A 20,109-nucleotide genomic window follows, 5' to 3' on the forward strand; every position below is an offset into this window, starting at 1 on the left:
CATTAGGCACGTTCATCGGGATAGTCTCCACAAGAAATTCTGGCGAGCACAACGGCATCAGTTGTCAACCAATTGTTCAAATGAGGCAACACTCTTTTCAACAATGCTCAGACTGGCTTTCCAAAACTGAGATTGTGAGATGTCTTGCTGTAGGTGCTGAGTTACTAACTCTTCTGCTGTCATGCTGCCAGTGTCTCGTAAAATTTGAGTATAGAGGGTGTTAAAATCGGCTCCATAGTTGTCTTGCTGGGCATAAATGCCGAGGCTAAAGAGATAGCCAAATAGGTAAGGATAGTTGTAAAAGCCCAGTTGAGAAATAGAGAAATGTAGCTTAGTAGCCCAAAACATGTCGTCATAGTCTGAAAGACTGTCTTCGTACCAAAGTTGCCAGCTATCAGCCATCATGGTCTTGAGTGCAGGCGCGATCGCAACACCCTGTTTCCGTGCTTCAACCAGTCGTTTCTCAAACTCAAACCGAGCTGGAATATTTAGCAAAAAGACCGCTGCACTTTGGGCATTTTGCCAGAGAATCTCTAACTTTTGAGCCGGTGTTTCAGCTTGCTGTAGCAGAGCATCACGCACTAAGGTCTCAGCAAAGATACTGGCAGTTTCCGCCAAGGTCATGGAGTAATAGGTTTGCATGGGGGGCAGATCACGCATGACCCAGTTATGCCAGGCATGACCCAGTTCATGGGCCAGGGTGATGACATTGGTCATCGTGCCCGCATAGGACATAAAGATACGCGGTTCACGGGGGTCGGAAAACCGAGTACAGTAAGCTCCAGTGGCTCGGTTGGGGGTAGGTTTCCCATCAATCCAGCCCTGCTCAGCCATCATCACGGCAAAGTCGCCCATTTCTGGGGTTAGTTGTCGAAACGCATCGGCAATCAATGTAATGGCTGCGTCAAATGAAATTGTTTTGGGCTCGCCAATGGTAGGCGCTGGGGCTTGTAAATCCCACGGTGCCATCTGGGGAATGTTGAGCACCTGTGCCATGGCCTTCAGAGCGCGTTGCCCAATGGAACGTTGCTGATAGGTGGTTGCCATCAACGCATCTAGAGTAGCCCGCTCAATACGGCTTTGATGACAGCTGCGGTCTAGGTAATGGAGTTCACGCACCTGAGCCCGTTTTTGCGTTTCTTCTAGTCGCCAGCCGTTGATGGCGTTGAGAATGGTGGATGCAGTTTGTTGATGGCCAGTCCAAGCGTTACGGATCGCGTTCCAGGCGGCCTGTCGAGTTTCTCGGTTGGGGTCACTTTGCAAATTAGCGGCTTTTGCCAGACCCATGGTCTCTCCGTTAACTGTGCATTTAAGGGTACCCGCCAGCTCTGTGTAGAGATTGCCCCAGGTATGCAGACCGTTTACCGCCAGGCCTGTAATTAAATTCTCTTCTGCAACACTGAGCAGTTGATCTCTGAGTTTGCGTTGATGCACCAGTAAAAAAGCCATTTCTACTAAGACCGGATCCGCGACCACAGCTGCCACAAATTCAGAGCGAACCCGATTGAGAAACACCTGCATGGGGGTGAGTGCCTGGCTCACCTCTGCGCTGATCTGCTGCAGTGTGGGCATGATGGCGCTGGCATGGGTGTCCTGGGCATCTACGCTCAGGGCCGTCGTGATGTAAGTGCGCACATTGCCCAGCTGTTTGTTCAACTCTGTGCGGGTTTGGTGAATGCCGCGTAATAAGTCAAGCAGGGTGTCAAACTCTGGTTCAGGCAGTGTTTCCGCACTGTCAATGTATTCTGCAAACGGGGCACAGGCCATGGAGATTTGCCCAACGTTGTCCCTAATCTCAGCGATAGCGGTTGCAATCTGGGGATCGTCGGTACCTTTGAAGAAATGCTGGTTATCCCAAGTTTGACGAAGTTGAGGCATAGCAATGTGGGGGCAGATGGTCCTTAGGGGGGCCTAAGGGTGGTCCTTAGGGGGTCCGGTGGTTCCTAAATTTTAATCGGCTGGATTGGGGCTAGCCACCTTTGATTGAGTGGTGCTGCTGTTTTAAGGTTAACTGAGAGGGAAGGAGTTTATTGCGATCTCAGTACCGAGTATGCAGCGAATTTTGGTCACCGGTGCTACCGGTGGGGTCGGTCAGTTAGCCGTAGCCTATGCCTTGGGTCAGGGCTACGAGGTTAGGGCCTTAACCCGCAATGTTGTCAAAGCCCGTTCACTATTTGGCGATCGGGTAGACCTGGTGCAGGCAGACTTGCGATTGCTCGATACGTTAACGGCTGCCTTGGACAGAATCGATGCCATCCTCTGTTGCAGTGGCACAACGGCGTTTCCTTCAGATAAATGGCAAGTGGATTTACCTGCCCAGCCCCTGGAGCAGTTCTTAGCGTGGGGACGTATTTTTCTTGATACTGACTATCGCCAGCGCCATACAAAAAACTCTCCAGCAATTGCCGATGGCCAGGGTGTACAAAACCTGATTGAGGTTGCTAAGAAGAGTGCGGTACAGCGCTTTGTTCTAGTCTCTTCCCTAGGTGTGGAGCGTAAAGAAGAGTTTCCCTTCAGCCTGCTCAATACGTATGGTGTCTTAGATGCTAAAACAGCTGCCGAAGCTGCCCTGCGTGGTTCAAGCTGTCGCTACACCATTATCCGTCCAGGCCGACTGATTGATGGTCCTTACACCTCCTACGATCTCAATACCCTGATCAAGGCTTCCACTGGTGGAAAACAAGGTGTGGTTTTAGGGGTTGGAGATCGATTGCTTGGCCAGACCAGCCGCAAAGATGTGGCTGCTGTCTGTGTTGAGTGCTTGCAGCATCCCGTCACTGAGCAGCAAACTTTCGAAATCATTAATCAGGGGCCACGACCGCCTGCCATCGAATGGTCTCAGCTCTTTGCGGCTATCACTTAGGATGTTGTAGAGTCTACCTCTAAAACATTGCTATCTCTCATGGGGGTGAGTTAAAACACCATGCCAAGACTAATGCCCCGGCATGATGGCACATCTGTTGAGACGTTGTTGCTCATCATAAAACATTGATGTATACGAGATTCTCATACCTATGCAAATACAACATAGAGATGATGAATTTTGAGCATGAGAAATCAGATTAACCAACGATAATAATGCAAAATCCTGGTTACCTACCCCCGATATCGAAGGGTATCCACAAGGGAGTACCCCTACAGGGTTATTCACTTTTAAGCGGGGGTTAATGAATTCGGATTTCATAAGATCTTTGCTAATTACTCTGCGCCGCCTTTTTCAAATCTGTCAGTACCACATCTGTCGGATTTGCAGTATCAAGGGGAGCATTCGCCGCCTCAGTCACTGTTACCCAAGGTTCCAGATCTTCTCCGTCAATCCAGGCAGAGTAATAGATGATTTCTGTAACGTCAGGCGTCAGGGTCAATAATTCAAACTCCCCCCGCATTGCTTGCCAATCGGCAACAAAACTCTCATATTCAGTGGGGCCAATCCCCTGGGGACCACCACCCACATAATTCACAGCGACCTGATCCCATGGACGCACAAAGCGTTCTCCATTCCAGCTCCAGTCCTGACCTGGCCACCAAAAATATCCATCGTCCGGATTCTCTTCTGGACCCATATAATAGTCGGCACCTTGGCTGATTTCAGTGGTAATGCCTGGTTCGTAGCTAATTTCGTATCGCACTGAAGATTCGGGGGTGCTGATGTCAGTGTCTGCTAACCACAGCACCTCTACCGTTGTTGTACCATCTAGCTGTTCCATAGGTGTTTCAGCTAGCAGACTGGCATACAAATCCTGATCGGTTGGGATATCAGTCCTGGCTATAAAGCGCCAGCAGGCCCAACTATCATTCGTATCAATCGCTGTCCAGTCTATTTCACATACGCCATTAGCGGTGGCCACCCATAATATTTCTTCTTCAGCCCAGAGTCGAGTGGGGATGGCTCCAATGAGCGGACTGTTCTCAACGGTATACGTCTTCACTGTATTGTCTGCTGGACGGAATGCTACCAAGCCTTTGGCTGGGAGAAATGGATTGCCCTCCCCTGAGTATTGGGTACCCAACCAGAGGGTGGCCTCATCGTCTGCCGTTGTCAGGGCCAGATCGGTAATTTGAGCATTTCCGAGTTCAGATGGTTGCCAGAGGACAATTTCATCCTGATCAAGCTGATATTGCACCACTGTAGCAATGCCACTGGCTCCCTCACCTTGCTCAAATCCAATGGACCACCACAGAGCATCATCGGTCACTAGGGTTTGAGTGATGGTTGGCACACCCGCCGTTGCCCCTAGTTCACGTTCAATGATGTCAGTGTTGGTATATAGGACTTGAGCCGTAGGCTCGCTATCCCCGGGTTTGATCAGTTCAAAAATTACCTGTTCTAGATCATTCTCAAGGGTTTCCGATCCTTCAACCCAGGAGGCGTCAAGGCGGACCCGTGCTTGATAGCTTTGCTCTTGGCTGGCTATGGTTTCATAGTCTGGATCACCCAGGGATTCGAAATATTCAGCGTAGTCTTCCTCCACAGGTGGGGCAACTTCCAGGGCCTCTACGCCCCAGGTGCGATCGCGTTTACAAAACGTAAACCCATAGCGCCTTCCCCTAAAGATCAGTGTTGACTCAGTAGCTTCTACCTCAGTTGGTCGAAAGTCAAAGCGCTCGAAGGGTAGGTTTACTTCAGTGGCAGCCTGTAGCGGTACCTGACTCTCCATGGGATCGCAGGCGGCGGTTGCAGCTGCGGTGGTGGTCACGTCTGCGCCATTTGGACCAGGGCTGTCTGGAGCGGTCGCTTGTTCGCCAGGACCGCAGGCACTGATTGCAACTACTAGTCCAATACATCCCCAACGCCAGATTTTCATAGATACCCCCACGGTGAGCTATCAAGTGTGTCTAATCGGGTCGACTAGGATCGGCCCTGTCTTTCCTAGGGTAGCGGTTCTGGAAAATGGTAAAGACTTAGAACCCCACCTGTGAAACTGTCATGGTATAAGCCATTGCGGTAGATGATGGCTAAAAACAGCTGTGCGAATTTTAGACATTACTTTTAAGATCGTAAAGTCTACCTTTGTGTTGATGGTTTCAGTGAAGTACGTGCCTTCTTAGCGCCAGCCGCCCATGAATGACTTCGATATTCAAGCTCCCTTTGAACCCAAGGGTGACCAACCCAAAGCAATTGAAGGTTTAATTAGCTACTTAGAGGCTGGAGGTCAATATCAAACTCTATTGGGAGCGACCGGTACCGGGAAGACTCACACGGTTGCTCGGGTCATCGATACCATAGGACGCCCCACCCTGGTTCTAGCTCACAATAAAACGCTGGCAGCACAGCTCTGTAACGAGCTGCGGGAATTTTTCCCAGACAATGCCGTTGAGTATTTCATCAGTTATTACGATTACTATCAGCCTGAGGCCTATATCCCGGTTACAGATACTTACATTGCCAAAACCGCATCGATTAACGAAGAAATCGATATGCTGCGACACTCTGCCACCCGTTCTCTATTTGAACGGCGGGATGTGATTGTGGTGGCCTCCATCAGCTGTATCTATGGTTTAGGAATCCCGACAGAATATCTAAAGGCATCGATCCCGCTGCGGGTAGGCATGGAAATAAACCAGCGGCAGGTACTGCGGGATTTGGCCTCTGTGCAATATACGCGCAACGACATCGACTTAGGTCGAGGACGATTTCGCGTGAAAGGCGATGTGTTAGAAATTGGTCCGGCCTACGAGGATCGCATTATCCGAGTGGAGTTCTTCGGCGATGAAATTGATGCCATTCGCTATGTAGACCCGGTGACTGGGGCGACAATTCAGAGTATGGAAGCCCTCAACATATATCCGGCTCGCCACTTTGTGACCCCGGACGATAAGTTAGAAGCAGCGTGTAACGGCATTCAAGAAGAACTCAGAGAGCAGCTGGAGTTGCTAGAAAAACAAGGTAAACTACTCGAAGCTCAGCGTCTAGAGCAACGCACTAAATATGACCTGGAGATGCTGCGGGAGGTGGGTTACTGCAATGGCGTCGAAAACTATTCTCGCCATCTAGCCGGACGCCACGCAGGAGATCCCCCCGAATGTCTTTTGGACTACTTTCCTGAAGATTGGCTGTTGGTGATTGATGAGTCCCACGTTACGATTCCTCAGTTGCGGGGGATGTACAACGGTGATCAGGCTCGTAAGAAAGTCTTAATCGATCATGGATTTCGGTTACCCAGCGCTGCTGATAATCGCCCTCTGAAAGCAGAAGAATTTTGGCAAAAGGTCAAAAACTGTATTTTTGTATCTGCTACACCGGGTGAGTGGGAGCTGGAAATCTCTGAACAACGGGTTGTGGAGCAGATTATTCGTCCTACTGGGGTATTAGACCCTGAGATTTTTGTACGACCCACTACAGGGCAGGTCGATGACCTATTAGGAGAGATTCAGGATCGGGCTCAGCGGGGTGAGCGCACCCTAGTGACTACGTTGACCAAACGGATGGCAGAAGATCTCACTGAGTATTTTGACGAACATGGGGTGAGAGTCCGTTACTTACATTCTGAGATTCACTCTATTGAGCGGATTGAGATTATTCAAGATTTGCGTAACGGTAACTTTGATGTGTTAGTGGGAGTAAACCTACTAAGGGAAGGGTTGGACTTACCTGAAGTCTCGTTGGTAGCAATTTTAGATGCGGATAAAGAGGGGTTTCTACGGGCGGAGCGATCCCTGATTCAGACCATGGGTCGAGCCGCCAGACACGTTCAGGGGCAGGCGATTCTCTATGCTGATAATCTGACTGGCAGTATGGCTAGGGCCATTGACGAAACTGAGCGTAGACGGGCAATTCAAAAGGCTTACAACGAAAAACATGGCATTGTGCCAAAGCCCATTATTCGACGGAAGAGCAACGCTATTCTCTCGTTTTTGGAGGTATCACGGCGTCTCAATGCCCAAGAATTGGAAGAAGTTTATGAGCATAGTGACGATCTTGCCCTGGAAGATATCCCGGAACTCATTAGTCAGCTGGAGAAGCAAATGAAAGCGGCTGCCAAGGAGCTGGACTTTGAAGAAGCGGCTAAGTTTCGCGATCGCATCAAGCATCTACGAGAAAAGCTACTCGGCAAGCGGACACCTGCTGAATAATAGGCCCACTAATAAACAAGCAAGCTATTTTATACCGATAGCTTTTTGTCCTTAGTGTAATAGCGGTATAACGAGACCAGCATGACCTTGAGGGCTCGATTCAGGCCATCGGATGTTTCCAAACAGTGGGCCAGGATTGTCAGCTTGCTTTCAAAGTCACCGTAGGTCGGGCAGTAGTCAAACGTTTCCTCTAAAAGATCGCGTAGTGTTTTGGCTTGCAAGATTTGCCGTTGTAGCGGGCTGTCTGCATAGGGGCCGTAAAGAATGGAATAAAGCAGTACTCGGACTTTGTCGGGATCACATTTACTGGAGAGGGCTTGCTCCAACGTGGTGAGGCTATCAGGTGTGGTGACCACTGGTGCAGGTCCAGTGACGTAAAGAGAGCGAAATGCCCTTAAAATTTGTCGGGCTACTATCTGCGAGTGAGTAAAAGAGGGCAGATGCCTCTGATGCTTTAAGATCCCCAATAAACGCTGCTTTAGTTCTAAAGGCGTTGGTGCTTGGCGATGGGCCAACTGCACAAGACTCAGTAAATCAGTACTAGCTGTGTCAGCGATGTTCCCAGGGGACTGTCCTAGATACCCCAGAAACGTCTTAATAACGCCTAAATTATCTGATTTTTTGAGTTCATTGATTACAGGCTGGTAAAGATCCGATTTAGCCCGTGATTGTACCGAGGCGGCTAGATTATCAGCTTGTTGATCCGTAGATGGGGAGAGTGGTGTTTGGGGAAGAAATACGTTGCGCAGATAGTATAAAATAACGTTTGCAATCGTAATGTAAACCTTTTTACGATTCAGGTTATTTGCTTTTTGGTAGAGACTGTTGCGGCATTGTTGCAGGGTAGAGTAGCGTCCCAACAAAATTGATACCAACGAACTCATCGGAACACTGCTTAGTACGGCAGCCTCGTTTTCCCACGTCCCATAACAAACGCTAAACAAGAGTTTTTTGATTCGTAGATGCTGGGCGTGCTGCATTAGATTCGCAACCGCTTGCTCAATAGCATCTTGCCTTGTAGCCAAGGTCGGTTGGGAATAGCTAATCGAAAGACCGTCAGGGGACATGGTAGTTGGCGGCTGATTACGCTTGTATTAACCTTGATTAATATTCACATCTTAGAACTAAATTGACCACTTCAGTTCACGGACTCTTTATTAGAGCTAGTTAAATTGCGTAGGTTAGGTATTCATAACTTTATATCTTAGTATTCTTACGCAAAAAAATGTGCAGAAAACTACACATTTTAGTGATCAAGTTATACCTTCTAGATTGGATAAATTACGGTTGTGGAAAAAACAAAAATAGACACTGTTGTTTTGAGGAGGTGGCTGACCGAGCCTGTGCTGACAGTCAAATGTCCGCTAAATTGTTTGTTCTGTTTCGTTATCAAAGAGGTGGATGCGATTTTGATCGAGCTGTAGGGTAATGATTTCCCCTGGCACAATCACGGCTCTTGGATCGAGGCGGGAAACAATCTCGCTACCATCGGTTAAGGTGGCGTAAACAATTAATTCATGCCCCATAAGTTCAATCACGGATACCTCAGCTTGAATGTCTACAGGTGTAATGCCAGGAGGCAAATAGTCAGGGTGGTAAATGCTTTCTGGACGAATACCAAGAGTAACTGAGCGGTCGATGTAAGGGTGGATAGTGTCGTTGTTTCTTGACAGTGGTAAGCTAAAACTATCAGTTTTAATTAATAAGTTGTCGTCATGGCGTCTAAGGGTGGCATCCGAGAAATTCATTGATGGACTGCCCAGAAATCCTGCTACAAAAATGTTGTTAGGCTTTTCATAGATTGTTTGGGGCGTATCCACCTGCTGTAGAATGCCTTGATTCATAATGGCAATACGACTTCCCATGGTCATGGCTTCTACTTGATCATGGGTAACGTAGATAAATGTGGTGCCCAATCGTTTGTGAAGTTTATTCAGCTCTGCTCGAGCCTGTACCCGTAGTTTGGCATCTAAATTAGATAGGGGCTCATCCATTAGGAAAGCTGATGGGTTACGCACAATGGCACGACCCACGGCCACTCGCTGGCGTTGACCACCGGACAGTTGTTTGGGTTTGCGCTCGAGTAAGCTATCAATGCCCAGTTGCTGAGCTGCCTGCTGCACCCGCTTACGAATATCTGCCTTAGGCACGCCCTGAAGTTCGAGGCTAAACGCCATGTTATCAAACACGCTCATATGGGGGTATAAGGCATAGGACTGGAACACCATGGCGATGTCTCGATCCTTGGGCGGTAAGTCATTGACCCGGCGTTCATCGATGTATAAGTTACCACTGCTGATACTTTCCAGCCCTGCTAACATGCGCAGAGAGGTGGTTTTGCCACAGCCTGAAGGCCCCACAAGGACTAAGAATTCGCGATCGCAAATTTCTAAATTTAGATCCTTAACCGCGACGAAGCCGTTGTCATACTGTTTAGTAACGCGCTCAAACCGAACATTTGCCATAAACTGCCGTTTTTGGTTGGGTTGCTCTTTCCCCAAATAGTAGCGGCAATCATGATAGATAGTAATGGGAGTAACTTAGCAGCGATTATGGCGGAAAAAACGAACCTGTTGGGCAAGGTGGAGTCGATGGTGAATGCCATCATGGGTGTGCGTCTAGACGATGCAACGCAGCTGCCAGCCGCAGAGGGGCGTCAAGCTGACTGGTCTGCTTTAGGGAGATATGTCGTTGGCACCCTGGCGCAAATTGGACTGATGATCATCAGTTTGTGGGGATTACAGCAGCTGACCCAGGCATGGTCTGAAACGGTCAAAGTGGGAGCTGCGATCGCATTTTTTATTGTGCTAGCCATTCGGTCCCGTCTGTTTTCCCCTTTGAACAATGCACGAACTCGCACCACCTACAGTAATGTCAAACGTCCTGGCTGGGCTCCTCCTCCCCTGGCGTTTCCGATTGTTTGGATGAGCATTGGTGTCTTACGGGTGGTGTCCTCTTATCTAGTGTGGCAAGCTTTAGGCCAGACCTACTTAACATGGCCCCTAGCTATTTTTATTATCCATTTAGCCTTGGGAGATACCTGGAATACAGTCTTCACGGTGGAAGGGCGTCTGGGCTTGGCGGTGCCTGTGGTTATTCTTGGACCGTTGGTTTCGTCTGTTGTCGTTACCGTGAGTTACTGGCAAGTTGTGCCCTTGGCAGGCCAGCTGCTATTGCCCATGGTGATTTGGTTGGCAGTGGCCAGCGCTCTAGTAATTTCTATTTGGCAGTTAAATGATCGTGAGCCTTGGTATCCTTTGATGCTGGATGAACCCTCACAAGGGTAAGCAAGAACAGATTGCCATAGCTAAGAAAACCCCAGACCTGAGAAACAAAAAGTTCTTAGGTCTGGGGTTTTTGCTCTGTTGCAGAGACGTTTGCCAGTGGCGATTGGGGCTTTGTTAAGCCTCAGCAATAGCAGCCTCTTGTTGGCGGCGGCGGGTATTATGCAAGAGCAATCCCAATGCGCCTATTCCTAGCAGCGCTCCTGGCTCAGGCACAGCGGTGGGCTCATCAGGATTATCAGGGTCGTCTACTTTAACGATGCGAGCAAACAGACTAGCCTGACTAGTGCCATTCTCTTGGGAGATAAAGTCTGTTACGCCGCCAGCATCGAAGTTAGGCGTGTCGTTAAAGCCTACTAGCTCAAGGGTGTATTCTTCACCTTCAAACTCAAAGCTACTTTCAGAGTCAATGGCAAAATCCCAGGTGATTTTATCAGAACAGCCAGAGCCAGTGGTTTGATATGGGCATTGGCCGCCCGCATGATTATTAGGATTATTGCTAGTCTCATCAATGTTAAGGGCGAAGTTGAAGGTCTGGTCACCTAGACCAGTATCGCCAAAGCCTAATTTTAGGCTGAAATCGGTTTTCTCTGCGATGCGACCATCTGACCAAATTGTGTTGTTGTAGTGCTTGAGAGTACCAAGATTGAAAATCTCACCTACACCTAAATCAACATTGCTGACACCCGCGAAACCAAGACCACTTTTTTGAGCTGTTCGGTCTTTATGGGATCCATAATATTGATAACCGTTGCTGGTGCGGTAGGACCCATAGTCCGATATTTTTCGATGACCTGCTTCTTGCGTTTTGGAGTAGCTGTAGTAGTCATAGACAGGATCGCCCCAACGCACTTGGTTGACCCCGTTGTAATCAAAAAACTCAACATAGTTATCTGAGTCTTTAGTAAAAGCCGCTTGCTCATAGTCGGCAAAATCACTGTTGTTAGCCGCTCTACCAACAGTTTTGCCGTTTACTAATCGTGCGTTGTCGAAGCTTGCTGATGCCCCTGTTAGGGTGAAGGCATAGGTGGGTGCTGCTCCTATCGCACTCACTATGACTGCCATGCCTAGTGCAGCACGGATATTGAATTGATTCATGATTGTTTTGTTGACGTCTTGTGACTTAGTTCTTGACCCTTGTATGTCAAATTTAATGCCTAAAAATGTTGTCGAAATGCGGATGAATACGCATGTTGTGTATGAAGATTTGAGCCATCTCGTAGCTTTTAAGGAGACTTTTATAGAATTTCCAGCAAGGATTAATTATTGTTGTGGTGTTGTCCTCAGGATTTTTGCGGATCTTACAGGCCTCGTCGTGTCTTTCTCTCAGTATGTATCCGCTAATATACTTGCTTTGTTTGCGCAATCGTTTAGAGAGATGTCCATGCAATGTCTGTATGTCTATCTCGCCATGGTGCTTAGGTGCTCTCTTTTTATTTGCCTTCTAGTCAACAACTTTAGTTGTTGACTAGAAGGCAAATAATACCTGAAGTGTCCAGCTGTTTCCTGAACGGATAACCTGTATGTCACGGATGAATTCGCGAAAGAAAAAGCGGCGTTCTGGTTCTGAGAGATCTTCCCAGAATTGAGGGATGCTAACCGCTTGAGTGAGTTCCTTAAGATTGACTGGGGGTAATTGGGCCAGTTGCTGAGTAAGTTGGGCAACTTTGGTGCGCACGCTATAGGCCCGTAGATCAGCTGTTGTCTGGTCTAATATGCCGTCGGTTACTAGCTGAGGCAACTGGTTGAGGATGGCTTCTTGTGTTGAGATCGCAACCTCTAGCGCATTTTTAGGACTTTGGTCTGGCATAGAGAGCTGAGCCACCGCCTTAGGCAGGTCGTGGCAAATAGTCTGAATTGTCTGAGCTAGCAGCTCTTCGTAGGGTAGAGCTTTACATTTCTCTGGGCAGGTGGTCACCCGCATATAGGTGTAGTCTTTAGCGCGCCGGGGTGCACTGACCCGACTCACTGTAAATTTTGCCTGGCACTGTTGACAGCTAACTAGACCCGCTAAAGAACGCGGCGCACTCGCTGTTTTAGACGGTAATGCACTATTTCGACGTAGTAGGCGATCGATCTGGGCTGCTTCGGTGGCATCTAAAATAGGACGGTGGGTATTGAGGATGATGCCGCCATCACCATAGCGGGTGTGACCTCTATAGATGGGATGTTCTAGCCAGCGTCGCCCAGTGGAGGCGGATACTTTTTTACCATATTGCTTCGCGATATGACGCACTGCGCCTCGCAGAGAACCGTATAACAAAAACTGTTCAAAGAAGGCTTTTAGTATCGGCGCAGTGGCTCGGTCAATGATGTAGCCTTGCTTGCCACGGCGGTAGCCATAGGGGGCTTTGCCTGGCGGTGGCAGGGCCTTTAGCCGTTTGGCCGCATGTCCTTGGCGAATACGGCGTTGGCGTTGATTGGCTTGTACTTGAGCGAGGACTATGGGTAGCTGCGGGTGAGTTGTGCCAGCTGCGGCTGTCTGATAGTCCTGTTCTGTGGCAATCACCACCGTTCCTGCCGTTTCGATGAGCGTGAGATTTTCAGCGACCGATGTTAAGGAATCCCCTAATTCATCAAGATGTCGTATTAGCAGATAGGCCGGTGCCTCAGTTTGGATGTGGGTTAATAGTTCCTGGAGTTGAGGGCGCTGTGGGGCAAAGGGAGTGTCTTTGTAGATGCGATCAACCTCCCAGCCCCACAGATTGGCATCGACTGGGGGTTCCAGACGAGGATCTGTGTAAAGGTAGGCGACGATTTGCATAGGAAATAATCAGGAATCATTGGGCCGTCAGCCCACCGTTAAGAAGCTTGCGCTCAACCTATAGCTTTTGGTCTGTTCTACGCTAGAAACCCTGATTATTCTTTAGATTTTCCATAGCTAAAAGCGGGTGCGTTACACTCCAATGGTGCGAGCTGGTGTTGTGAAACCATGGATAAATCGTCTTATAAACTATTGTCCAAACTAGTCTCTATAGCATTAATCCTGGCTTTGGTCAGTTGCGGACGCGCAGAGCAGACGACTGCGCCTACCAATGGGGCTGATGATACGTCTACAGCAACTAATCAAGAGGCTTCATCTGCTGCCGAGTCGACCGAGGGTGAAGCGGCTGAAACGGTGCCTGTGACGCCACCGGTTGCTTCGTCCAACGAGGCTGCTGCGCCGCCACCTGCTGCTTCTCCGGTAGCTTTAGCTAAACAGGACTGCGGTCAATTGGCTACCCAGCAGGAGATGAATCAGTGCGCGGCTGAAAATTATGCCGTTTCTGATAAGGCGCTCAATGATGTCTATCAGGAGGTGAAGCAAGGTCTGAATGAGGCTTCAAAAGATTTGCTGACTAGAGCTGAAGAACGTTGGCTTGTCTTCCGTGACGCCGAGTGCACGTTTGAGAGTGATCGTTTTGCAGGTGGTTCAATCGCGCCTCTGATTCAAGCTAGCTGTATGGAGCAAATAACGGATAATCGTATTGCTGAGCTGCGACAGACGATTACTGCCGAGACTGATTTTGCGGCAGCCGATGCCGAGCTTAATGAGGTTTATCAGGCTGTGCAGGCGTTAGCCGATGGTGATGCAGGGGAGGCGTTGACGGATGTTCAGCTTTCCTGGCTGGATTATCGTGATGCCCACTGTGAGTATGAGGCTAATTTGCCATCAGCTGGAGATGTTAAGGCTTGTCTGGCGGCAATCACCGAGACCCGCGTATGGCAGCTAGAGGCGCTACAAGAAGAGTGGTCTTTGTAGTTGTGGTCAATATTTGAGTTTCTGGGTAATGCTGTAAATGATGGTTTATAAAGGTCTACTGGCACTGGCCTTAGCTACTGCCAGTATTTATGGTGCATTTTGTGTTGGGTTGTACTTTTATCAAACGAAGCTGATCTTTTCGCCCACATCTGTATTAACCCAAACGCCAGCAGACGAACAGTTAGCTTACGAAGAAGTTTGGATTAGCCCAGAAGGAAGATCTTCTCCTGGTAACGGGTTACATGGGTGGTGGCTACCTGGTTTACCAGGAACGTTGTCTGCACGCGCACTGACGTTGCTGTATCTCCATGGTAATAGCGAGAATATTGGTGCAAATTTAGGGCTAGCCCATCGCTATCAGTTGATGGGGTTTAACGTGCTCATGGTGGACTATCGGGGGTATGGTCTCAGTCCTGGCCCCTTTCCCAATGAAGATCGGGTATATGAGGATGCGATCGCAGCCTATCGCTATCTCACAGAAACTCGGCAGATCCCGAACCAGCAGCTGTGGCTATTTGGCCATTCCTTGGGAGGAGCCATTGCCATCGAACTAGCGACCCACCGCCCGGCAGCGGGGCTGATTGTGCAAAGTACCTTTAGCTCAATGCTACAGGCCGTCCAATTAACTGGGCAATATGACTGGGTGCCGGTGAATTGGATTCTGACCCAGCGGTTTGATTCTCTTGCTAAAGTGCCCCATCTGCAGCTACCCGTTTTCTATATCCATGGATTAGAAGACGATACAACTGCAGCAGCGATGTCAGAGCAACTCTATGCTGCATCACCCTCCCCCAAGTCACTGTGGCTAGTTCCCGAAGCAGGGCATAACGATGTGGCAAGTACGGCTGGGCCGGACTACTTTACGAAGGTTGAAACGTTTGTTCAGCAAACGCAACCCGTTGTGGCTATTCAAGCCCCCGTGTCTCCCGTAGAATAGACGTTGGAGTTATAAAATCAAAGCCAATCTAGGCTCGTAGTTAAGGAGAGCGACAATGCCTGAGGCAGTAGGATCGTTAGAAACAAAGGGATTTCCCCCTGTACTAGCCGCCGCAGATGCGATGGTGAAAGCAGGACGAGTCACATTGGTGAATTACATTCGGGCAGGTAGTGCACGTTTCTGCATCAATATTCGTGGTGATGTATCCGAAGTCAAAGCGGCTATGGCAGCTGGGGTGGAAGCTGCGGAAAATGCTCCCGGTGGAGTCCTAGAAACTTGGGTGATTATTCCTCGTCCCCACGAGAACGTGGTCGCTGTCTTACCCATTGACTTTAGCGAAGATGTGCAGCGCTTCCGTAATGCTGTAGAGCAACCTATTTTGCCAGGACGACGTTAAGGATTGAGTCGTGAGATTTGAGTGTTGAATTATTGAAATTGAATTCGACACTCTATTTTTTAGATACTTACTTCACTCTGGGGTGTGGGCTGTTGCTTCTGGCTCTAGCATGCAAACGGCGTATCCTTTTGAAGTAGATGCGATTGCAATATCATTGCCTCGACCTGTTAGTTGGGCCGCTAAATAGAGTGCCTCACCAGCTGCCAATCCTGGCCGATAGACACTATAAAATTGGTCGTCATAATGTACAGCCACCATGGGGTCGGCCAGGTCAGGGACTTGTATATAGCCCTGGTTATATTGTTTTGCGTCTCCCAGTATCAAGCATGTGGCTGGCCCACACGTTGGCCAGCGTCGCCCATCCTTTCGAGGGCCTTTGAAAACTTGGGCCTCTAGTTCCAATGCCCACATGACGTAGCTATCTTTGCTTTGTTTGGTTAATGCCAGCACATCTCCATTTCGAGCCAGTTTGTCCAATGCATTCATTGCAGCCTCTGCGTCTTCAAACCGGCGAAACCGGCTGTAGTATTGACCACTCACTTTGACGGCAGGCAACTTTTCATCAATATCTGGTACCTTAATTTGGCACGTGCTGTATTGGCCCTTATAGGTCAGTAGTTTACAGGCAGCAACAGGCATCGGGAACTCACAGAGATTTATCGTCTGGCGCTGCTTACATGGTGGGATGAATCAATCTGTCGAGTACGGATAGGCAAGGACAGATTGTTCCTTTTATAAGCTTGGCAACAGCGTAAGTCAAATTCTAAAGGCTGAACATCTGAGCCTGCACCTCCTAAGTGGCCGACTTTCGTGGGCACGATTGCTGAAAAGCAGTGATACAGTAACTATTAAGTTGAGTAGATAGAAAAGATGCAGGCCCTCGCGGATACGCCCACTACATTTCCACTGATGGCTGTCGTTGGCCAGGATGCAATTAAGTTAGCTTTACTATTGGCTGCGGTGGATCCTGGGTTAGGCGGTGTGGTCATTGCTGGTCGTCGCGGCACAGCCAAGTCTGTGTTGGCTAGAGGGTTGCACCAGCTGCTGCCCCCAATTGAGATCATCGATGGGTCCTATGCCAATGCTGACCCGACCAATATGCGTGAGTGGGACGATGCTACCGTTGATCGTTTTGGCGATCATGGGGATCCCACGAATCTAGATGATTTACCCACCAAAGTTATTCCGGCTCCCTTTATTCAGATCCCCTTAGGGGTAACCGAGGATCGGTTGCTAGGGTCTGTGGATGTGGCAAAATCCATTCAAACCGGTGAATCGGTCTTTCAGCCAGGTTTGCTAGCTGAAGCCAATCGCGGCGTTCTCTACGTTGATGAAGTCAATCTGCTGGACGACCAGATTTCGAACCTGCTGCTGGGGACGTTAACGGAAGGGCGTAACCAGATTGAGCGTGAGGGCATTAGTTTTCAGCATCCCTGTAAGCCATTGTTGTTGGCGACCTATAACCCGGAAGAGGGGGTGTTGAGACAGCATTTGTTGGACCGGATTGCGATCGCACTCTCCGCCGACCGGGCGCTGACCATGGAAGAGCGGGTGGACGCCACCGATCAGGCAACTAACTACGCTGATGATCCAGAAGGCTTTTTAGCCGAGTATATTGAAGAAATTGACAACCTTAAAACCCAGATCATCTTGGCCCGCGAGTGGCTTAAGGATGTTGTCATTACTCCCGACCAGGTTCAGTATCTGGTGACAGAAGCCATTCGCGGTGGTGTAGAAGGCCATCGTGCTGAACTTTTTGCTGTGCGGGTGGCTAAGGCCAGTGCTGCGTTAGACGGTCGCACTGAAATCAATGCGGATGATCTACGTCGTGCGGTGGAACTAGTGATTATTCCCCGTGCCATGAACATGGATCAGCCGCCACCGGAAGATGAGCAGCCCCCACCGCCCCCACCGCCAGAAAATCAGCAAGAAGATGATCAAGACGAGTCCCAAGAGAATGAGGACGAGGATGATAACGACGACGATGAACCTGATGAGGAACAAGAAGAGTCTCCTCCGAGTATTCCAGAAGAGTTTTTGTTTGACCCTGAGGGTGTTGTTCTAGACCCATCTCTCCTGTTGTTTGCTGAATCCATGAGTAGACAAGGCAGCTCGGGAAAACAGAGTCTTGTGATCTCTGAAGATCGAGGTCGCTATATTAAGCCGATTTTGCCCCAGGGACCTGTACGGCGCATTGCGGTTGATGCCACGTTGCGAGCGGCTGCCCCTTATCAAAAGGCACGTCGTGCCCGTCAACCTGAGCGCAAGGTGATTGTTGAGCAGGGTGATATTCGAGCGAAGCGATTGGCTCGTAAGGCGGGTTCGCTAATCATTTTTGTTGTGGATGCCTCTGGCTCTATGGCGCTAAATCGTATGCAGTCGGCAAAGGGAGCTGTTCTGAGTCTGCTGACAGATGCGTACCAAAACCGCGATCAGGTAGCCCTGATTCCGTTTCGAGGAGAACAGGCAGACGTGTTGTTGCCACCGACTCGTTCGATCACGTCTGCCCGCCGTCGATTAGAGACAATGCCCTGTGGTGGTGGTTCTCCCCTGGCCCATGGTCTCAGTCAGGCCGTGCGCGTGGGCACCAATGCACAGCAGTCTGGTGATACGGGCAATGTGGTGATTATTGCAATTACTGATGGTCGAGGTAATGTGCCCCTGGCTCGTTCTTTAGGGGAACCCATGGAAGAGGGCGAGAAGCCGGACATTAAAGCAGAACTGCTAGACATTGCCGGACGTATTCGTATGACTGGTTTTCAGCTGTTGATTATTGATACTGAGCGCAAGTTTGTTTCTACCGGCTTTGGTAAGGAACTGGCAAAGACAGCGGGCGGTAAGTATTATCAGTTACCTAAGGCAACGGATAAAGCCATTGCCAATATGGCCCGTGGAGCACTGGCGGATTTGCAGTCATAAGGCTTAGCAGGGAAGAGGTAGAACAAGTATCTACTAAATTCAAAGCAAAACACTATCATTCGTCCTAGACGCTGCCAGTGTTTTTTGTCTTGGGGCATTGTTTTTGATGCGTCACCCTCTAATTTGAGAATGATTAGATATTCGGCTGCTGCTCAGCCACGACTTTAAGGAAACCAGTAAATGCCATCAGCTCTGCACGGACTTGCCCGAATACAGGCTCTACCATAACTATCTAAAAAGAACTCGTTTCCAGAGTTTTGAAAGTCTTGCCATGCGCTGAAAGCACGTTGCGTAGCTAGGTCTATCTTGTTTAGCTCATCAATAATTCTGTTGGAGAGGTAGATAAACCGCTCGTTCATACATCAATGCCCTGTTCTTCAATTCTTTTTAGTAATCGTTCGGAACAAAATACAGGATCTACCAAATCTACCCGAAAAGCAGGATCATATTCATCAACGGCTAAGATGGCCTTGAAAAACTTATCAACTGGAATACCCCAAGCTGCCAAATCTATGTCTGATTCTACTGAGAAGTAGTCAATCTTAATGGCTGAGCCAAATACCTGAATCTGCTTCGCTCCAAAGTCTTGACGGAGCAGCTTTGCTAACTCGGGAATCAATTTCCATGCTTTGTCCCAATGGGCCTGTAGCTCTGGTGTAATAGCCCGTTTGGGTAATGAATATTTTTTCCACTCTTCTGGGCTTAGCTCCAATGCCGTTTTAGCCATCGGTAATCAGCTCTAAAGGATTGCTACTATATTTTAGCATTGAGCAATTATCCTGATTTCCAGGAAGTGTAGGGTGCTGTAAGCGAAGCGTAACGTACCGTCTTCAAGAATGCCACTCCACCTTTGGGCACTCTAGCGTGAATAATCACCATTGCTCTCAAGATGCCAAATTATCGACGTCCCTACATTGCTGGGGGCATACTTTATTACCCAAGTAATCGTAGGGTGTGCAATGCCCTCTTACCCGGTTATCCCAGGACAAGAATGCTCTCTGTTTCACTGCTACCAAATTGTGAGATTACGTCAAACTGTCCTCTCAAGATCTCAACAATTTTGGATGTTGGACTGTTACCAATACGAAGATAAATAAACTTGGGAGGATGGCCATGTAGCAGACTACGTTGATGAAAGTCAGAGTCTTTGGAAACAATGACAAAATCATAAATCCTGGCATATTCCCAAATCGCGGCGTCATCTGTGTGCATCAAGTTCACTATTTTGACATGGATAGAACCAGGATACAAGTCAATCGCTGTATGAAATTCTATCGGATAAATTCTCGCCCAGCGGTAATTTCATAGGGCTACGACAAATAGCTTTTTCTCACGATCAGCGGCGAATTGCAGACAGGCTTTAATGTCTGCCACAGTCAACTCTGAGAAGTCTTCTAAAATCTCGGTTTCGGTCATACCACCTGCTAAATATTCTAGAATATCGTATACGGTGATTCGCATACCTCGAATACAGGGTTTACCACTCCGTTTTCCTGGTTCAGTAGTAATGAGGTTGTGATATTCCATGGTTTGGGTGGTTGGCTTGGTATGGCTTACAGGCTCTATATGGGTTTCTGGGAGGACTGAATCAAGAAATGCTTGAAAGCCTTATCATGTAAGGCTTTTAATATAGGAGGCGCAGGGTCTCTGAATCATGCTTTGGGTAAGACTTACAGGCCATTACATTAGTCCACCTTCCTGAAACATCTATTGAGCCAAAGTTGATTGAAGAATTCATGCTAACGCGCCTAGAATG

The 20,109-nt window shown here is 48.8% G+C and carries 16 protein-coding genes and 1 pseudogene; 7 read left to right on the forward strand and 10 right to left on the reverse strand.

Annotated features, from left to right (window positions below; translation table 11 throughout):
* Nucleotides 1–57 precede the first annotated feature (57 nt).
* Nucleotides 58–1,878 carry a M3 family oligoendopeptidase gene (locus tag U2F10_RS26680; protein WP_499059618.1) on the reverse strand — a complete coding sequence of 607 codons (1,821 nt, stop codon included), beginning with the start codon at nt 1,876–1,878 and terminating at the stop codon, nt 58–60.
* A gap of 172 nt (nt 1,879–2,050) precedes the next feature.
* Here U2F10_RS26680 and U2F10_RS26685 point away from each other — a divergent pair, with 172 nt between their 5' ends.
* Nucleotides 2,051–2,863, forward strand: a complete 813-nt coding sequence (locus tag U2F10_RS26685; protein ID WP_499873768.1) for an SDR family oxidoreductase — start codon at nt 2,051–2,053, stop codon at nt 2,861–2,863.
* 331 nt (nt 2,864–3,194) lie between these two features.
* Here the strand turns inward: U2F10_RS26685 and U2F10_RS26690 are convergent, their stop codons facing one another.
* The gene (locus tag U2F10_RS26690; RefSeq protein WP_499873769.1) at nt 3,195–4,805 is read right to left on the reverse strand and encodes a hypothetical protein; all 1,611 of its coding nucleotides are present in this window, start codon (nt 4,803–4,805) and stop codon (nt 3,195–3,197) included.
* Between the two features lie 256 nt (nt 4,806–5,061).
* On the opposite strand from U2F10_RS26690, the gene uvrB reads away from it, so the two are divergent.
* Complete coding sequence (gene uvrB / locus U2F10_RS26695; protein ID WP_499873770.1) at nt 5,062–7,074, forward strand: excinuclease ABC subunit UvrB; 2,013 nt, start codon at nt 5,062–5,064, stop codon at nt 7,072–7,074.
* A gap of 29 nt (nt 7,075–7,103) precedes the next feature.
* Here uvrB and U2F10_RS26700 read toward each other — a convergent pair whose 3' ends face one another.
* Nucleotides 7,104–8,141 carry a hypothetical protein gene (locus tag U2F10_RS26700; RefSeq protein ID WP_499873771.1) on the reverse strand — a complete coding sequence of 346 codons (1,038 nt, stop codon included), beginning with the start codon at nt 8,139–8,141 and terminating at the stop codon, nt 7,104–7,106.
* A 297-nt stretch (nt 8,142–8,438) separates the two neighbouring features.
* The gene (locus tag U2F10_RS26705) at nt 8,439–9,539 is read right to left on the reverse strand and encodes an ABC transporter ATP-binding protein (RefSeq protein WP_499873772.1); all 1,101 of its coding nucleotides are present in this window, start codon (nt 9,537–9,539) and stop codon (nt 8,439–8,441) included.
* Nucleotides 9,540–9,590: 51 nt separating this feature from the next.
* Here U2F10_RS26705 and U2F10_RS26710 point away from each other — a divergent pair, with 51 nt between their 5' ends.
* Nucleotides 9,591–10,361 (forward strand): TspO/MBR family protein, encoded by a 771-nt coding sequence (locus tag U2F10_RS26710; protein WP_499873773.1) that lies wholly within the window; start codon nt 9,591–9,593, stop codon nt 10,359–10,361.
* A gap of 114 nt (nt 10,362–10,475) precedes the next feature.
* On the opposite strand, the gene U2F10_RS26715 is transcribed toward U2F10_RS26710, so the two are convergent.
* Together U2F10_RS26715 and U2F10_RS26720 are read right to left on the reverse strand one after the other, a co-directional pair.
* Nucleotides 10,476–11,456, reverse strand: a complete 981-nt coding sequence (locus U2F10_RS26715; RefSeq protein WP_163660951.1) for a choice-of-anchor K domain-containing protein — start codon at nt 11,454–11,456, stop codon at nt 10,476–10,478.
* Nucleotides 11,457–11,826: 370 nt separating this feature from the next.
* On the reverse strand, nt 11,827–13,122 hold the full coding sequence (locus tag U2F10_RS26720; protein ID WP_499873774.1) for a recombinase family protein: 1,296 nt from the start codon (nt 13,120–13,122) through the stop codon (nt 11,827–11,829).
* Between the two features lie 168 nt (nt 13,123–13,290).
* On the opposite strand from U2F10_RS26720, the gene U2F10_RS26725 reads away from it, so the two are divergent.
* Genes U2F10_RS26725 through U2F10_RS26735 form a run of 3 tightly spaced genes read left to right on the forward strand, consistent with a single transcriptional unit; the run spans nt 13,291 to nt 15,434 of the window.
* Entirely contained in the window at nt 13,291–14,100 is an 810-nt protein-coding gene (locus U2F10_RS26725) for a lysozyme inhibitor LprI family protein (RefSeq protein WP_163660947.1), read from the forward strand.
* A 37-nt stretch (nt 14,101–14,137) separates the two neighbouring features.
* Nucleotides 14,138–15,037: an alpha/beta hydrolase gene (locus U2F10_RS26730; protein WP_250564724.1), complete on the forward strand. Its 900-nt coding sequence runs from the start codon at nt 14,138–14,140 to the stop codon at nt 15,035–15,037.
* A gap of 55 nt (nt 15,038–15,092) precedes the next feature.
* Nucleotides 15,093–15,434 (forward strand): carbon dioxide-concentrating mechanism protein CcmK, encoded by a 342-nt coding sequence (locus U2F10_RS26735; RefSeq protein WP_006517410.1) that lies wholly within the window; start codon nt 15,093–15,095, stop codon nt 15,432–15,434.
* Between the two features lie 72 nt (nt 15,435–15,506).
* Here the strand turns inward: U2F10_RS26735 and U2F10_RS26740 are convergent, their stop codons facing one another.
* The gene (locus tag U2F10_RS26740; RefSeq protein ID WP_499873775.1) at nt 15,507–16,073 is read right to left on the reverse strand and encodes a hypothetical protein; all 567 of its coding nucleotides are present in this window, start codon (nt 16,071–16,073) and stop codon (nt 15,507–15,509) included.
* 231 nt (nt 16,074–16,304) lie between these two features.
* On the opposite strand from U2F10_RS26740, the gene bchD reads away from it, so the two are divergent.
* Nucleotides 16,305–18,353, forward strand: a complete 2,049-nt coding sequence (gene bchD, locus U2F10_RS26745) for a magnesium chelatase ATPase subunit D (protein WP_499873776.1) — start codon at nt 16,305–16,307, stop codon at nt 18,351–18,353.
* Between the two features lie 355 nt (nt 18,354–18,708).
* Here bchD and U2F10_RS26750 read toward each other — a convergent pair whose 3' ends face one another.
* The 3 genes and pseudogenes from U2F10_RS26750 to U2F10_RS26760 all read right to left on the reverse strand — a co-directional run bounded on the left by U2F10_RS26750 (nt 18,709) and on the right by U2F10_RS26760 (nt 19,880).
* Nucleotides 18,709–19,080, reverse strand: coding sequence for a nucleotidyltransferase family protein (locus U2F10_RS26750; RefSeq protein WP_163660940.1), 372 nt, complete (start codon nt 19,078–19,080; stop codon nt 18,709–18,711).
* Between the two features lie 248 nt (nt 19,081–19,328).
* Nucleotides 19,329–19,659 (reverse strand): annotated as a pseudogene (locus U2F10_RS26755) (DUF5615 family PIN-like protein).
* Nucleotides 19,656–19,880, reverse strand: a complete 225-nt coding sequence (locus U2F10_RS26760) for a DUF433 domain-containing protein (RefSeq protein WP_499873778.1) — start codon at nt 19,878–19,880, stop codon at nt 19,656–19,658. The pseudogene U2F10_RS26755 and the gene U2F10_RS26760 overlap by 4 nt, the downstream one beginning before the upstream one ends.
* Nucleotides 19,881–20,109: the final 229 nt, after the last annotated feature.

It is taken from the genome of Leptothoe sp. EHU-05/26/07-4, from assembly GCF_043421015.1.
GTDB lineage: Bacteria > Cyanobacteriota > Cyanobacteriia > Phormidesmidales > Phormidesmidaceae > Leptothoe > Leptothoe turfae.

Coding starts and splice junctions, on each gene's coding strand:
- U2F10_RS26750 (WP_163660940.1), bottom strand. CDS start 19,080: ATGGCTAAAACGGCATTGGAGCTAAGCCCAGAAGAGTGGAAAAAATAT.
- U2F10_RS26710 (WP_499873773.1), top strand. CDS start 9,591: ATGATAGATAGTAATGGGAGTAACTTAGCAGCGATTATGGCGGAAAAA.
- U2F10_RS26735 (WP_006517410.1), top strand. CDS start 15,093: ATGCCTGAGGCAGTAGGATCGTTAGAAACAAAGGGATTTCCCCCTGTA.
- U2F10_RS26760 (WP_499873778.1), bottom strand. CDS start 19,880: ATGGAATATCACAACCTCATTACTACTGAACCAGGAAAACGGAGTGGT.
- U2F10_RS26700 (WP_499873771.1), bottom strand. CDS start 8,141: ATGTCCCCTGACGGTCTTTCGATTAGCTATTCCCAACCGACCTTGGCT.
- U2F10_RS26730 (WP_250564724.1), top strand. CDS start 14,138: ATGATGGTTTATAAAGGTCTACTGGCACTGGCCTTAGCTACTGCCAGT.
- bchD (WP_499873776.1), top strand. CDS start 16,305: ATGCAGGCCCTCGCGGATACGCCCACTACATTTCCACTGATGGCTGTC.
- U2F10_RS26725 (WP_163660947.1), top strand. CDS start 13,291: ATGGATAAATCGTCTTATAAACTATTGTCCAAACTAGTCTCTATAGCA.
- U2F10_RS26680 (WP_499059618.1), bottom strand. CDS start 1,878: ATGCCTCAACTTCGTCAAACTTGGGATAACCAGCATTTCTTCAAAGGT.
- U2F10_RS26685 (WP_499873768.1), top strand. CDS start 2,051: ATGCAGCGAATTTTGGTCACCGGTGCTACCGGTGGGGTCGGTCAGTTA.
- uvrB (WP_499873770.1), top strand. CDS start 5,062: ATGAATGACTTCGATATTCAAGCTCCCTTTGAACCCAAGGGTGACCAA.
- U2F10_RS26720 (WP_499873774.1), bottom strand. CDS start 13,122: ATGCAAATCGTCGCCTACCTTTACACAGATCCTCGTCTGGAACCCCCA.
- U2F10_RS26705 (WP_499873772.1), bottom strand. CDS start 9,539: ATGGCAAATGTTCGGTTTGAGCGCGTTACTAAACAGTATGACAACGGC.
- U2F10_RS26740 (WP_499873775.1), bottom strand. CDS start 16,073: ATGCCTGTTGCTGCCTGTAAACTACTGACCTATAAGGGCCAATACAGC.
- U2F10_RS26715 (WP_163660951.1), bottom strand. CDS start 11,456: ATGAATCAATTCAATATCCGTGCTGCACTAGGCATGGCAGTCATAGTG.
- U2F10_RS26690 (WP_499873769.1), bottom strand. CDS start 4,805: ATGAAAATCTGGCGTTGGGGATGTATTGGACTAGTAGTTGCAATCAGT.